The organism is Streptomyces sp. NBC_00094 (assembly GCF_026343125.1).
Taxonomy (GTDB): Bacteria; Actinomycetota; Actinomycetes; order Streptomycetales; family Streptomycetaceae; genus Streptomyces.
Genome location: NZ_JAPEMB010000001.1, coordinates 2,969,347 through 2,983,637 on the forward strand (window position 1 = coordinate 2,969,347; position 14,291 = coordinate 2,983,637).

Annotated in this window: 10 protein-coding genes and 1 tRNA gene; 4 read left to right on the forward strand and 7 right to left on the reverse strand. The window is 73.0% G+C overall.

Annotated elements, in window-relative coordinates; all coding sequences use genetic code 11:
• The first annotated feature begins 654 nt into the window (after nt 1-654).
• Entirely contained in the window at nt 655-2,442 is a 1,788-nt protein-coding gene (locus tag OG580_RS12745; protein WP_267047982.1) for a bifunctional diguanylate cyclase/phosphodiesterase, read from the forward strand.
• Nucleotides 2,443-2,585: 143 nt separating this feature from the next.
• Here OG580_RS12745 and OG580_RS12750 read toward each other — a convergent pair whose 3' ends face one another.
• Complete coding sequence (locus tag OG580_RS12750; protein ID WP_267043789.1) at nt 2,586-4,298, reverse strand: glycosyl hydrolase family 18 protein; 1,713 nt, start codon at nt 4,296-4,298, stop codon at nt 2,586-2,588.
• A 260-nt stretch (nt 4,299-4,558) separates the two neighbouring features.
• Nucleotides 4,559-5,704 carry an LLM class flavin-dependent oxidoreductase gene (locus OG580_RS12755; RefSeq protein ID WP_267043790.1) on the reverse strand — a complete coding sequence of 382 codons (1,146 nt, stop codon included), beginning with the start codon at nt 5,702-5,704 and terminating at the stop codon, nt 4,559-4,561.
• A gap of 405 nt (nt 5,705-6,109) precedes the next feature.
• Between OG580_RS12755 and OG580_RS12760 the strand changes: the two genes are divergently transcribed.
• Both OG580_RS12760 and OG580_RS12765 read left to right on the forward strand, forming a co-directional pair.
• Nucleotides 6,110-6,868, forward strand: coding sequence for an IclR family transcriptional regulator (locus OG580_RS12760; protein WP_024758909.1), 759 nt, complete (start codon nt 6,110-6,112; stop codon nt 6,866-6,868).
• A gap of 131 nt (nt 6,869-6,999) precedes the next feature.
• Nucleotides 7,000-7,073 (forward strand) — tRNA-Lys (locus OG580_RS12765).
• A 51-nt stretch (nt 7,074-7,124) separates the two neighbouring features.
• Here the strand turns inward: OG580_RS12765 and OG580_RS12770 are convergent.
• The 5 genes from OG580_RS12770 to OG580_RS12790 form a co-directional block, all read right to left on the reverse strand.
• Nucleotides 7,125-7,787 carry a response regulator transcription factor gene (locus tag OG580_RS12770; protein WP_267043791.1) on the reverse strand — a complete coding sequence of 221 codons (663 nt, stop codon included), beginning with the start codon at nt 7,785-7,787 and terminating at the stop codon, nt 7,125-7,127.
• Nucleotides 7,718-9,022 carry a sensor domain-containing protein gene (locus tag OG580_RS12775; RefSeq protein WP_267043792.1) on the reverse strand — a complete coding sequence of 435 codons (1,305 nt, stop codon included), beginning with the start codon at nt 9,020-9,022 and terminating at the stop codon, nt 7,718-7,720. Before OG580_RS12775 ends, OG580_RS12770 begins: the two co-directional genes overlap by 70 nt.
• Nucleotides 9,023-9,181: 159 nt before the next feature.
• Nucleotides 9,182-10,843 carry an AMP-binding protein gene (locus OG580_RS12780; protein WP_267043793.1) on the reverse strand — a complete coding sequence of 554 codons (1,662 nt, stop codon included), beginning with the start codon at nt 10,841-10,843 and terminating at the stop codon, nt 9,182-9,184.
• 80 nt (nt 10,844-10,923) lie between these two features.
• A complete protein-coding gene (locus OG580_RS12785; RefSeq protein ID WP_267043794.1) occupies nt 10,924-11,517 on the reverse strand; it encodes a lytic polysaccharide monooxygenase in 594 nt (197 codons plus the stop codon).
• A 144-nt stretch (nt 11,518-11,661) separates the two neighbouring features.
• On the reverse strand, nt 11,662-13,161 hold the full coding sequence (locus tag OG580_RS12790) for an SPFH domain-containing protein (RefSeq protein WP_267043795.1): 1,500 nt from the start codon (nt 13,159-13,161) through the stop codon (nt 11,662-11,664).
• Nucleotides 13,162-13,171: 10 nt separating this feature from the next.
• On the opposite strand from OG580_RS12790, the gene OG580_RS12795 reads away from it, so the two are divergent.
• Nucleotides 13,172-13,390 (forward strand): hypothetical protein, encoded by a 219-nt coding sequence (locus OG580_RS12795; RefSeq protein ID WP_267043796.1) that lies wholly within the window; start codon nt 13,172-13,174, stop codon nt 13,388-13,390.
• Nucleotides 13,391-14,291 lie beyond the last annotated feature (901 nt).

Sequence of the window (14,291 nt, forward strand, 5' to 3'; positions counted from 1 at the left end):
TCGCTAGAGCGGGACACCACACCCACCTTGTGACGATTTGCGGCGTTTCGCATGTTTCCACTGCCCCGGTCGGGTGAGGGAGCGCCATGGGGTCGACGCGACACGAGCGGGCATCAGCTCACGGAAAGTCACATTCGGTCAGGTCATCACCGACCCGTGTCAGACCCGCGCAGAAACGATCGGGCGGAGGGTCGCGGTGGGGAGCCTCACAGGGCCCGGAGCCGTCCACGGGCGCCTCGGAGCTGGAACGGGCGCCCGGCCTGGCTCTATGATCGGCTCACTTTCCCTGGCCGACCATCCCGACCACATGTGAACGGCCCGACTGCACTACGGGAGCGAGCGGTGAGCGGAACCCCCGAAGGACCGGTGCATCCAGAGCCGCCGGAGACACCCCCGAACGACCCTGCAGTCACGGAGCGTCACGCCGAGCCCTACGCCCTGCACCCCGCCGGCCTCCACACCGGCCGCGCAGGCGGGCCCGACCCCGGCCCCGGCCCCGCAGGCGGCCCCGACCTCGGACCAGGACCGGGCCTCGGTCTCGGCCTCCACCTCGGACCAGGACCCGCACCTGGCCCCGCACCCGGCCTCGCCCCCGACCGCCGGGCAGCCGAACTCCGCGACTACCAGGCCGCCTTCGGGGCCGCCCAGCTCGCGATGGCCGTCGTCGACCAGGACGGCGTCGTCGTCACGGCCAACGACTCCTTCGGTGCCCTCCTCGGGACCGAGGCGGGGGCGCTCCGCGAGCAGGCCGCCGCCGACCTCGTCGACCTCGCCTCCGACGGCCGCACCTGGCACGCGTACCGCGAGGTGCTCCGCGGCCGCCGCTCCCGCTTCCGCTGCACCCGCCGCCTCAAGCACCCCGATGGGCGCTCCCTCTGGGCCGAGGTCACCGTCTCCCCCGTACCGGACAGCCGACGCGTCCTGCTGTCGATCGCGGACGTCAGCGACCGACGGGAACTCCAGGCGCGGCTGCGCCACCTCCAGATGCACGACCCCGTGACCCGACTGCCCAACCGGGCCCTGTTCTTCGAGCGGCTCTCGGCGGCCCTGGAAGCCGCGGCCCAGGACGCCGGGAACGCCGGCGCTCCCGGTGACTCCGGCGGCTCCGGCGGCTCCGGCGCGGAGGGTGAGCCGGTCGGTTCTTCGCACGAGTCACACCAGTCGCATGAGTCACATGAGTCGTACGGGTATGGCAGAACAGGGCGGATCGGCCTCTGCTACCTCGATCTCGACGGTTTCAAGGCCGTCAACGACACCCTCGGCCACCGCATCGGCGACCGGCTCCTCGCCGCCGTCGCCGCCCGGTTGACCGAGTGCGCCGACCGCGACGGCTACACCCGCAGCGGCGGCCACCTCGTGGCGCGGCTCGGCGGTGACGAGTTCGCGATCCTGATCGAGGACTCCACCGGTACGGAACAACTGGCCGACCTGGCGCGCTCGGTGCTGTGCGCGCTCCAGCAGCCCTTCGACCTGGCGAGCCAGCGACTCTCGGTCTCCGCCTCGATCGGCGTCGTCGAGCGCACCGCGCGCGGAACGACGGCGACCGCCCTGATGCAGGCCGCGGACACCACGCTGTACTGGGCCAAGGCCGACGGCAAGGCCCGCTGGACCCTCTTCGACCCGGAGCGCAACGCGCACCGGATGACCCGGCAGGCGCTCTCCTCCACACTGCGCCCGGCCGTGGAACGCGGTGAGTTCGGCCTGGAGTACCAGCCGCTCGTCGACCTGACGGACGGTGCGGTGCGCGGGGTGGAGGCGCTGGTGCGCTGGAACCACCCGCAGTTCGGATCGCTCCCGCCGAATCGGTTCATCGGCATCGCCGAGGAGGACGGCTCGATCGTCGAGCTCGGGCGGTGGGTGCTGCGGACGTCCTGCCGGCAGGCCCGGCAGTGGCAGAAGGACCATCCGCGCGAGCGCCCGATCTTCGTCAGCGTCAACGTGGCGGTCCGTCAGGTCTGGGACTCCGACCTGGTCGCGGACGTGGCCGGGATCCTTGCCGAGACCGGGCTCGCCCCGCACCTGCTCCAGCTGGAACTGACCGAGTCCGCCGTGATGGGCTCGGCCGGGCGGCCGCTCCAGGCGCTCCAGGCGCTCAGCGACATGGGGGTGCGGATCGCGATCGACGACTTCGGCACCGGCTACTCGAACCTGGCCTATCTGAGCCGGCTCCCGGTCTCGGTGCTCAAGCTGGACGGCTCCTTCGTCCGCGGCTTCCAGGACGAGGAGCACCCCAACCCGGCGGACGAGCTGATCGTCGAGGCGCTCGTCCAGCTCGCGCACCGGCTCGGGCTCACGGTGACCGCCGAGTGCGTCGAGACCGCGGGGCAGGCCGCCCGGCTGCGCCGGATCGGCTGCGACACGGGGCAGGGCTGGCTGTACTCGCGGGCGGTGGCCCCGGACCGGATCGCCGAGCTGATCGGCGTGGAGCCGCTGCGGGTCTGAGACGGTCCCGCGGGTCCGAGACGGTCCGCGGGTCCGAGACGGTCCCGCCCGGGTGCGGGCATGGGACTGCCCCCGGCCGGAGGGACATTCCGGGCGGGGGCAGTGGTTCATGAGGTGGTGCGGGAGATCAGCGGGTCAGGGCCTCAGCAGGCGCCCAGGTCCTTCCAGACACCCCACTCGCCGGTCGTGCCCGGCGTCTCGTTCTGGGTCCACCACTGGGCCTTGTACTTGCGGCCGTTGTGGGAGACCTCGTTGCCCGCGGTGTAGACCGTGCCGGCCACGTACGCCGGGAGCGAGCCGCAGCCCGTGGGCGGCGTCGTCGTCGGAGGCGTGGTCGGCTCCGTGGTGGGCGGGGTGGTGGGCGGCGTCGTCGGCGGGGTGGTCGGCGGCGTCGTGGTGGGCGGGGTGGTGGTGGCGCCCAGCGCGGTGTTGATCTGGGTCAGCAGGGTGGCGTTGTCGTCCAGGCCGAGGAGCGAGTACATCATCGCGCCGGCCAGGCCGCGCTGCTTGGAGTAGTCCACCCGGGCCTGGATGGACTTCTGGTTCAGACCGGTGAAGAACTCGCCGTCCTTGTAGAAGTACGAGGACTTCGACTGGTCGTCCCAGAAGGTGGTCGACGCGTTGTCGACGATGCCGCCGAGCTCCTTGTAGTGCGCGATGCCGGCCTGCTGGCTGAGCGGACGGACGTTGGAGCCGCCGGTGGCGGTCTGGGCGAGGCCGTTGGTGGTGCCGGCCGGGACGCCCTTCCAGCCGCGGTAGTAGAACTCGTAGCCCAGGGTCAGCTTGTTGGCGGGGAAGCCGCCCGCGATGCCGTACGTCGGGTTGCCGTCGATCCACGAGTCGATGGCCGAGTCGATGCTGTACTTCTCGGTGCCCGGCGCGATCGCGTCGGTCGGGTCGTTCGGCGAGGGGTACAGCGGGGACTGGTGGTACGTCGGCCCGTCGCCGTCCCAGGCGCCGTGCATGTCGTACGTCATGATGTTGGCGTAGTCCAAGTACTGACCGATCTTGTCGGTCTCGATGTACTTGATCTTGTCCTGGCCGGCCGGGAGGGCCGAGGTCAGCAGGTACTTCTTGCCGCCGTTGGCCGCGCCGTACTCGTCGAGCTGCTTGCGGAACTCGGCGAGGAGGAGGGTGAAGTTCTGCTTGTCCTCGGGGGCGTAGTGGTTGCCCAGGTGGCCGCCGGAGGAGCCGGGGTACTCCCAGTCGATGTCGATGCCGTCGAAGATGCCGGCCGCCGTGCCCGCGCCGCCGAAGCCGCCCTCGACGGGCAGGTTGCCCTTGATGTACTGGTCGATGCAGGAGGTGACGAGCTTCTTGCGGCTCGCGTCCGTCTTCGCCGCGTCGCTGAAGTACTTGGAGTAGGTCCAGCCGCCGAGCGAGATGTTGATCTTCAGGTGGGGGTACTTCGCCTTCAGTTCCTTGAACTGGTTGAAGACGCCCACGATCGGCTGGTTCCACGTGTCGGCGACGCCGTCGACGCTGTCCGCCGCACTGAAGGACTTCTGGTAGTCGGCGTACGAGTCGCCCGCACCGTCACCCGCGTTGGGGTTGTTGTCGTCACCGGCGGCCTTGTTGGCCTCGAAACAGGTGAGGTTGGTGGGGTGGATGTTGCCGAACGAGTAGTTGATGACGTCCAGCTTGCTCGCGATGCCCCGGGTGTCGAGGTGCTTGGGGTAGAACGCGTTGCCGTAGACGCTCCACTGGTCGTAGTACGCGATGCGCACGTTGCCCGCAGAGGCAGTGGTCGACGAGTCGGCCGCCTGGGCGGAGCCGAGGCCGACCGTCGCGGCAAGCGCGCCGGCGGCGAGGGCCGAGCTGAGGAGCGCGGCGATCAAGGGCTTACGGGGGTGCACGTGCGGCCTCCGAAGGGGGGGGAGAACTGGGTGGTGCCGTACAGGAGCTGAGGAAGTGATAACCGGCGCATGAACAGCACGTCAATGGTCTGAACCAGATTGAGGACTAGACCAATTCGCACGAGAAAGCCCTTGTCAGGGAGGTGCAGCACAAAGCGGAACCGCCCGCCACCATGTGTGACGAGCGGTTTAAGGTTCACTTATGGGTGCCGTGGAGGTGGTTCGGGGCTGAACCAACCGGCCACGGGAACGCGGGATTTTTACCCGGCCGTCTCCGGCTCGGAACCCTGCCCGGGGAGCTCGGGGAGCTCCGGAAGCTCGTACGCGTCGGCGATCAGCTCGTAGCTCCGCAACCGGGCCTCCCCGCCGTGCCCGTTGGCCGTGATCATCAGCTCGTCCGCGCCCGTGCGCTTCCTGAGGTCGTCCAGGCCCGTGCGGACCTCGTCCGGGGTGCCGTACACGACGTTCGCCAGCCAGCCCTCCACGAACTCCCGCTCGGCGGGGCTGAAACCGTACGCCTCCGCCTCCTCCGGCGTCGGCACCAGACCCGGCCGGCCGGTGCGCAGCCGCAGCATCGCGAGGGCTCCGGCGAGGACCTGACGGCGGGCCTGCGGCGCCTCGTCGGCGGCGAGCGCCGAGACGCCGATCATCGCGTACGGGGCGTCGAGGATCCCCGAGGGCCGGAAGGAGTCACGGTAGAGGTCGAGCGCCGGGATCGTGTTCCGGGCGGAGAAGTGGTGCGCGAAGGCGAAGGGCAGCCCGAGCAGGCCGGCGAGGCGGGCGCTGAAGCCGGAGGAGCCGAGCAGCCAGACGGGCGGCCGGCCCTTGGGGCCCTGCACGGGTCCGGGCACGGCGTGGATCCGGGCGTACGGGTGCCCGTCCGGGAAGTCGTCGTCCAGGAAGCGGGTCAGCTCGGCGAGCTGCTCGGGAAAGTCTTCCCCAAGCTCTCGGCTTCGCTCGAGCAGGGGAGACCCCAATGCGCCCTCGTTCAGGGTGTCGGTGCGCCGCAGGGCGGCCGCCGTGGCGCCGTCGGTGCCGGGCGCGCGGCCGAGTCCGAGGTCGATCCGGCCGGGGGCGAAGGCCTCCAGGGTGCCGAACTGCTCGGCGATGACGAGCGGGGCGTGGTTGGGCAGCATGACCCCGCCCGAGCCGAGCCGGATGCGGCGGGTGTGGGCGGCGAGGTGGGCGAGGATCACCGCCGGGGAGGAGGAGGCGACCCCGGGCATCGAGTGGTGCTCGGCCACCCAGTGGCGGTGGAAGCCGCGCCGCTCGGCGAGCCGGCTCAGCTCGACGCTGGTGGCCAGCGCCTGGGTCGCGGTCCGCCCGCTGCCGACGGTCACCAGGTCCAGCACGGACAGCGGTACGGGCGCGGTCCCCCGCGCCTCTCCTCGAATTGCGTCGGTCACCGTCGGGACCCTCCTCGGCGCACCCGCGGACGGGTGCGTGTTGCGGACACTGCGGACTGCTGCGGGCGCCCTCGCGGCTTCCGCAGGGCACATCAGGACGACAACTGGAGGGTGTCTCCGTTTATTCCGTCCGTTCTCGGCCACCCAGGAGGCCGGGGGCGGGTCCGCTTCCCCGTAAAAAATCTCCCGGCCCTCACCACCCGAACGCGCGCACGAACGAGGCCCCGCACGGCCCTGACCTGAGGATCTATGAAGGAGTCATGACAGGGGCATATGCCAGGGTGGCGCGCCGCAGCGTACGGCCGGGGTCCTCCGCATCATTCTCGCCAACAGCCGCCCCTTAAAGGGCCCTTGGCGGCTATCGTGGTACGAAAGCTTGCGGTCACAACCTGGTAGGGGGAAACCGTGGCGCTGAAGCCCGAGCCCACCGCGCCGTTCCACTCGGTGCAATACGCCCTGCGCGTCCTCGAGACGGTGTCACGGCACGGGGGCGGAGTGACGGACGTCCAGATCGCCCGCGAGACCGGCCTGCCCGTCGCGCACCTCTCGTCCCTGCTCCTCATGCTCCGCCGTGAGGGGTACGTGGAGCAGGTCGCCGACGGCGCGTACGTCATCGGGGACTCCCTGGTCCTCCTCGGTTCCGGCCTGACCCGCCGCGAAGCGCTGGAGGCCAAGCTCCAGGAGACCCTGACCGAACTGCGCGACTCCGTCGGTGCCGCGGTCTACATCAGCCGGTACATCGACGGCGAGGTGAAGATCACCCAGTTCGCCGACGGGCCGCGCACGCCCAAGGTCAACGAGTGGGTGGACTTCCGCTCGGCGGCGCACGCGAGTGCGGTCGGCAAGTGCCTGCTCACCCAGCTCGACCAGAACGGGCGGCGGGACCACCTCGCCCGCCACAAGATCGCCCGGCTGACCTCCCGGACGATCACCAACGAGCGGATCCTCTTCTCGAAGCTCGACAGCCAGCCGGCGACCGTCCCCGTGCTCGACCTCCAGGAGTACGCGGTCGGCACGGTCTGCGCGGCCGTACCGCTGACGGCGGGCTCGGCCGTGGGCTGCCTCGCGCTCTCCCTGCCGATCGAGCACGCGCACCGACTGCGCGCGGCGGCCGACACGCTCAACCGGCGGGCCGCGCCGGTGGTGCTCTCGCTGGCGATCTGAGCGCGGATCGAGGGCGCATTCGGGGCGGTCCGCGGGCGGATTTCCCGGGGGTCGCGACCCCGCCGGGCGACGCCCCGGCGGGGCGGTCACGAGCACCCCGGAGGACCAGGTAGTATTTTCTCTGTCAGCAGGCGCCGCTAGCTCAGTTGGTTAGAGCAGCTGACTCTTAATCAGCGGGTCCGGGGTTCGAGTCCCTGGCGGCGCACAGACAAGGAAAGCCCCTCGCTTCGGCGGGGGGCTTTCCTGTCGTTCCCGCTCAGGCCCTGAGGTACGTGAGGACGGCGAGGACGCGCCGGTGGGTGTCCTCGGCCTGCGGCAGGCCGAGCTTGGCCAGGATGTTCCCGATGTGCTTGCCGACGGCGGCCTCGGTCACCACCAGACGGCGGGCGATCTCCCCGTTGGAGTGCCCCTCCGCGACCAGGCCGAGGACCTCGCGCTCGCGCGGGGTCAGCGCCTCCAGCGGGTCCCGGTGGCGGCGCAGCAGCTGCCGTACGACCTCGGGGTCGACGACCGTGCCGCCGTCCGCGACCTGGGTGAGGGCCTCGACGAACTCCTCGACCTGCCCCACCCGGTCCTTCAGGAGGTAGCCGACGCCGGTGCCGTCGCCCGAATCGAGCAGGTCGGCGGCGTAGCTGCGCTGCACGTACTGGCTGAGGACGAGGACCGGCAGGCCGGGCCGCTCGGCGCGGAGCGCGACGGCGGCGCGCAGCCCCTCGTCCTGGAAGCCGGGCGGCATCCGGACGTCGGTGACGACGATGTCCGGGTCGTGGGCGGCGACCGCCTCGCGCAGGCCGTCGGCGTCACCGACGGCGGCGACGACCTCGTGGCCGAACCGGGTCAGGAACCCGATCAGTCCCTCGCGGAGGAGGACGCTGTCCTCGGCGAGGACGACGCGGAGCCTTCTGGAATCGATCGGCACGGGATCTCCACTCGGAGGAGGGTCGGCCCGCCCGGCGGGCTCATGATCGTCAGTGTGCCATCGAGGACGGCGATCCTGTCGGCGAGTCCGGTGAGCCCGCTGCCCCGGGACGGGTCTGCGGCGCCCCGCCCGTCGTCCTCGACGTCGATCCGCAGGACGCCGTCCTCGTACCGGGCGGTGAGCCTCGCCCGGTCGGCACCGCTGTGCTTGCCGACGTTGGCGAGGGCCTCGCAGCCGGCGAAGTAGCCGGCGCTCTCGACGGAGGCGGGCAGCCGGGGCAGCTCGACGTCGGTGTCGACGGGGACGGCCGAGCGGTCGGCGGCGTCGGTGAGGGCCGCACCGAGGCCGTAGTCGGCCAGGACCTGCGGGTGGATGCCGTGGATCAGCTCCCGCAGCTCCGTCAGGACCTGGCCGGCCTCCGCGTGGGCCTTGGCGAGCTGGTCGGCGAGCGGTCCCGGCGGGGCGTCGAGCCGGGCGAGGCCGAGGGTCATGGTGAGGGCGACGAGCCGCTGCTGGGCCCCGTCGTGGAGGTCGCGCTCGATGCGCCGCCGCTCGGCCTCGAAGGCGTCGACGAGCCGGGCGCGGGAGGCGATGACCTCACCGATCGCGCCGTCCCGCGCCTCGGCGTCGCGCGGGGCGAGCAGGGCCCGGGCGAGGGCCGCGCGGGCACCGGCGACGGCGGCGAGCGGGTAGGCGAGGGCGACGAGGAGGAGGGCGCCGAGGAGGGCGGCGGCGAAGGCCTCGGGATAGGAGGTGACCAGGTACGCCTTGACGACCTTGGCCTCGTGGCCGTCCACCGCCAGCTGGAGCGGGGCGCCGAGGAGGGCCAGGGGCAGGCCGAGGCCGACGGCGAGCGCGACGAGGTCGAGCGGCCACAGGACGGTGGCGAGCAGGAGGGCGTACCCGAGTTCCCGCCAGGTCGCCTGCTCCCCCACCCGGAGCCGGAGCCAGGCGACGAGGCCGGGCGCGGTGGGGACGCGGTGCGGGTCGGGGGCGGGGTCCAGGTCGACGAGCCGGAGCCGGAACCGCTCGACGCCGCCGACGGCGGGCCCGGAGAGGAGCAGCAGCGGCAGCCCGACGAGGAACAGCGAGAACACCCCGAGCACGAGGAACACGAGGCAGGTGAGCCCCCCGACGATCCCCCCGGTCGCGAGGTATCCGACGCCCCGCCAGGGCCAGGAGCCGAGCGGGAAGCGGGACCGGGTGAGCGCCTGCCAGGGGTTACGGGGTTCCATGAGCGCCCACGGTAGGCGGCGGCCCGGGGGCGGGGCCATGGGCCTGGGGGGTGGGTCGGGGGTAGGGCCGGGCCTACCCCCGAGGGGGTGTCCCGCCGACGCGGCGAGCGTGCGTGCGTGCCGGACACCGCGAGCCCGGCCTGATCGGCACGACACCGCCTAGGCCGGGGCGCGGCCCTGCCGGGCGTACTCCTCCTGGAGTGTGGTGGTCGCCTCCGGGGTCAGGGGCTCGTACGGAGCGGTCGGGGTCGGGCGCCACCAGACGGGGTCCTGGCAGAGGAAGGAGGCCTGGCGGAGGGCCACGCGGTGGATCTTGTTGGTGGCCGTGAGGGGCAGCTCCCGCATGACGCGGACGAAGCGCGGCGGCATCTTCGTGCCCAGGTCCGGCTGCGCGGCGAGGAAGGCCGCGAACTCCGCCGGGTCGAAGACGGCGCCCGCGCGGAGGGCGAGTGCCGCCATGACCCGGTCGCCGGCCACCGGGTCGGGTATCGCGTAGACCGCCACCCCGGCGGCCCGGTCCCAGCGGGCGAGGATGTTCTCGATCATCGCCGCCGCCAGGTTCTCGCTGTCGACCCGCAGCCGGTCGTCCGTACGGCCCGCGAAGTAGAGGAAGCCGGCCGCGTCCCGGTAGAAGAGGTCGCCCGTCCAGTACCAGCCCCCGCGCAGCCGGACCGCCTCCGCCTCGGGGTTGCGCCAGTACCCCTCGAAGGGGCTGCGGCCGCGGTTGACGAGTTCGCCGACCGCCTCGGCCGCGTTGAGGAGCCGTCCCGTGGGCGAGAAGCGGGCCGGTGCGCACTCCTTGCCGGTCTCCGCGTCGAGGACGGCCAGGTCGTCGCCCGGCGCGGCCCGCCCGATCGCACCGGTCGGGGTGTCCGGGGTCCGCTGGATCGCCGCGCCGCCCTCGGAGGAGCCGTACCCCTCCACGAGCGGGACGCCGAAGCGCTCCCGGAAGCGGGCCGCGTCCACCGCCCCCGCCTCCGTGCCGAAGCCGAGGCGGAGCGCGTGGGCGCGGTCGTCCGCGCCGGGCGGGGTGGCGAGCAGGTACTGCACGGCCCGGCCCACGTAGGTGAAGTACGTGGCGCCGAAGCGGCGTACGTCGGGCAGGAAGCGGGAGGCCGAGAAACGGGCCCGCAGGGCCACGCCCGCGCCGGCGGAGAGCGCGGGCGCCCAGTCCGCGATCACCGCGTTGCCGTGGAACATCGGCATGCAGACGTAGTGGACGTCGTCGGCCCGTACGCCGAAGTGGGCCACGAGCGAGGCACCGGCGGCCGCGAGCCGTCCCTGGCTGCAGAGCGCGGCCTTGGGCGCGCCCGTCGAACCGGAGGTGAAGGAGAGCAGGAAGCGGCTGTCGGGGCGTACGGGGCCGAGGGTGGCGTCTCCCGGGCGGGCGGACGCGTAGGGGGCGAGCAGCTCCCGGTACGCGTCGGTGTCCGTGACGAGGATGCGCAGACCCGGCAGCCGGAGGCCGTCGAGGAGCGGCAGGTGGGCGCGTTGGGTGACGAGGACCCGGCAGGCGGTGTGCCGGATGTCCCGGGCGAGTTCGGCGCCGCGCCTGGTCGGGTTGATCCCGGCGACGGCGGCCCCCGCGAGGGCCGCCGCGCTGAGCCAGAGCGGGTACTCCGGCGTGTTGTCGAGCAGGATGCCGAGGTGCGGCTCGCCCCCCGGCAGGGGTGGCATCAGGTCCACGAGCAGTGCGGCCCGCGCGGCGGCGCCCGCGGCGACCTCGTGGTGGGTGAGGGTGTGGTGCTCGTCCCTCAGGCCGATCCGGTGGTCGCCCCATTGGCGCCGTACGAGCTCCGCGACGGTGTCCGCACCCCTCATGGACCGGACTGTAACTGACGTTCCGTCAGAACTGAACGGCCGGAATCCGGCCGTTCAGGACCTCCGGAGCCCTCGGAACCTCAGAACTTCACGTCCGAGCAGGCGTAGAAGGCGTTCGCGGTGTCCGCGATCGTCCACACCGCCAGGATCAGGTGACGGCCCGTCTTGCCCGCCGGGAGGGTCCCGGAGTGCGAGAGGGTCGCCGGCGGCTGCTGGTTGTTGTAGGGGACGGTCAGGAACGGCTGGGGGTCGAGCGCGGCCCGGGTCAGCTTCTGGGTCGGGTCCCAGCCGTTCCTGGTGATGTAGTACTTGAAGTCGGTGGTGCGGTGCCGGGCCGTGAACTGCCAGCGGAAGCTGTAGCTCTGCCCCGCCGTGACGCCCGTCGTCGGCCAGGTGCCGCCTCGGGGGTCGTCGAGCTGCGCGAACTGCGTGAGCCCGGCCGAACAGATCTTGCCGTCGGCGGGACCGGCGGCGGGGAAGCCCTTGAGGCCCTCGACCGACTGCGGCTCCCACTGGATGGAGCCGCAGTTGGTCACGGTGCCGTTGGCGCAGAGCTTCTGACGGCTGATCGGTGAATCGGTGTAGCCGTGACTGCCGGCGCTACCGGTGGCGAGGAGGGAGGCGCCGGCGACGCCGAGCGCCACCACCGCCGCCCCGACTGACTTCTTGCGCATGTGCATGCTGTCGCTCCAGGAGAACGTGGGGGAGTTCCGTTGGGCCGTGCGCACGCGTGCGGTGTTACTGGGTTCGTGCAGGTGACTCATTTTGGTCTGGACCAAGTACCAAGGTATGGACGGAAGTTGAACATGTCCATCCCCTCAGGCTCCCTCCGCGGGCGCCGTCCTGCCCGTGTAGAACGCCACCGTCAGGTCCTTGACCAGCGCCTTGCGCTCGTAGTCGTCCAGCTCCACCAGACCACGACTGGTCAGCCGGTGGACCACGTCGTCCACCGCGTCCACCACCGACGTCAGGACACTGTCCCGGTGCTTCGCGTCGATCGCCGCGATCCGACGCCGCTGCATCGCGGCCGCGACCTCCGGGGCGTACTCGATCCGCGTCGGCTGCGCCGAGAAGACGTCGACACCGACCGGAGCGCACTCGGCCGACAGCATCCGCGTCAGGGCCTCGCCGACCGCCTCCGCGTCCCGGAGCGTCGGGGCGTCCTCGTGGAAGGCGTCCGCCGGAAGCTGCGACAGCACCCGGGCCATCGCCGCCTCCACCTGCTCCCGCAGGTAGTCCTCGTGACCGTCGACCCCCAGCGCGGCGCGGACGGTGTCCCGGACCCGCCAGACGACGAGGACGACGACGTCGAGCGCCGTGCCCTTGGCGTCGACCGCGGGCAGCGGCTCACTGCGCCAGTGCCGGAGCCGTACGTCGACCCTGCGGCGGATCAGGAGCGGGCTGACCCAGACCAGACCCGTACGGCGGACGGTGCCGCGGTAGTCGCCGAAGAGCGTCAGGACCCAGGCGTAGCCGACCCGGCCACGACCGAGACCGCCGAGCGCGAAGAGGGTCGCGAGGACGCCGAGCGCCAGCAGCGCCCACTCGCCGAGGTGGATGCCCTGGTACGGACGCGGCGGCAGCCGCAGCATCCGTGCCGCCTCCGCGGGGACGGCTCCGACCCACCACACGACCGCCGCGCAGCCGGCGAGCGCGAGCGCCCCGCCGGCCACGCCGACCCAGCCCGGCAGCACCGGACCGGAACGCTCCACGAGGTCCGGGTCGGCGGTGGGGGCGGGCCGGGCCTTGCTCGCGGCGCCCTTCGGGGAGGTGGACTGGGGCGGAGTGCGGAGCTGCCGCGCCTGCGCCTGCGCTTGTCGCTGTGCCTGTGCCTGTGCCTGTGCCTGTGCCTTCGTCGGTGACTTCGTCTGTGTCTCTGCCTGCACCTGCACCTGCTTCTGGTTCTGCTTCTGTGTCTTCGTCGGCGCCGGAATGGCGGCCTTGCCGTTCTTCGGCGGGGCGTCGGTCACGGCCATGGCGACGGTGTCCGGGCCTCCGTCGTCCCCGGTCGCGGCGGGGGCGGTGGCCTCCGGCTCGTCCCGGAAGAGCAGGTGCACCGGGATGGAGCCGGTGGTCTCGGCCCCGATCACGTTCTTGCGCCGTGCCACCCGTACGACACCGGCGACGGGCACCGCGAGCGCGGCGACCCGCGCGCCGGTGATCAGCCCGAAGTCGGGCACGTCGACCCGCTCCTTGGCCACGGACACCTTGCCGGTGACCGAGGGCACGGGGGTGGGCCTGCCGGCGGCCGGGGCGGGAGCGTCGTCGGCCACGGGGGCGGGCCTGCCGGCGGCCGGGGCGGGAGCGTCGTCGGCCACGGGGGCCCGGGTGGGCTCGATCCGGCGCGGCTCCGCATCGGCGGCGGCTGTCGGGCCCTGGCTCGGTGTCGGGCTCGGGGTCGGGCTCGGGCTCGGGCTCGGGCTCGGGCTCGGGCTCGGGCTCGGACTAGGGCTCGGTCGGGCGCCGGGGGACGACGACACCGGAGCGGTCGGCGCCGACGGGGTCGTCGGTGCCGACCGGGCCGTCTGGGCGGTCGGTGCCGCCTGAGTCGTCTGGGCCGTCGGTGCCGCCGGTGGGGTCTGAGTCGTCGGTGCCGTCCGGACCGCCGGTGCGGTCTGAGTCGCCGGTGCCGTCCGGACCGCCGGTGCGGTCTGAGTCGCCGGTGCCGTCCGGGTCGCCGGAGAGGAGTCCGGGGCGGGTGCCCCCGGCGACGTACCGGTGTCCGCACCCGTGGGAGCGGGCGGCCCCGTCCGCGTACCGGCCGCCGAACCCACCGGGGCGGACGGCCCCGAAGGGGCCTGCGCCGCCGTCGGCGTGCCGGTGACGAGGGCCGCCGAGGCTGCCGGCCCCGACAGTGTGCCCGTCTCCGCAACCGGCGCCGCACCGGTGGCCGAACCCGCCGAGGCGGGCCGTCCCGACGGCGTACCGGTCACGGGACCCGAGGGGGCGGGCGCCCCCGTCGGCGCGCCGGCGGCCGTACCTGCCGGGGGCGACCCGGCCGGTCGCGTACCGGCCGGGTCGGCAGCGGTCGCCGACGTCCTCACCGGGGCGGACGCGACCGGCCGCGTACCGGCCGAGAGGGGCGCGGCCGTCGGCGTCGCCGCCGAAGTGGGTGCGACCGGCGTCGTACCGACCGAGGTCGGTACGACCGTCGGCGCGACCGCAGGCGTCGGCGCGGTCGCAGTCGTCGGCGTCGGCGTCACCGCCGAGGTCGGTGCGACCGGCGTCGTACCGACCGAGGTCGGCGCGACCGGCTCCGTGTTCGTCCGGGCAGGCGCGGTCGGCTGCGTCCCCGCCGGGACCGGCGCGGGCGTCGGCGGCAGCGGGTCCGTGCCCGGGGGTGGGGTCGTGCGCGGGAGAGTGCCGTCCGTCAGGCGTCTCGCCGTGCGGGCCGCGTCACGTGAGGCCGCCGCGCCGGAGTCCGCGGGGGTCGGGGTCGATGCCGTCA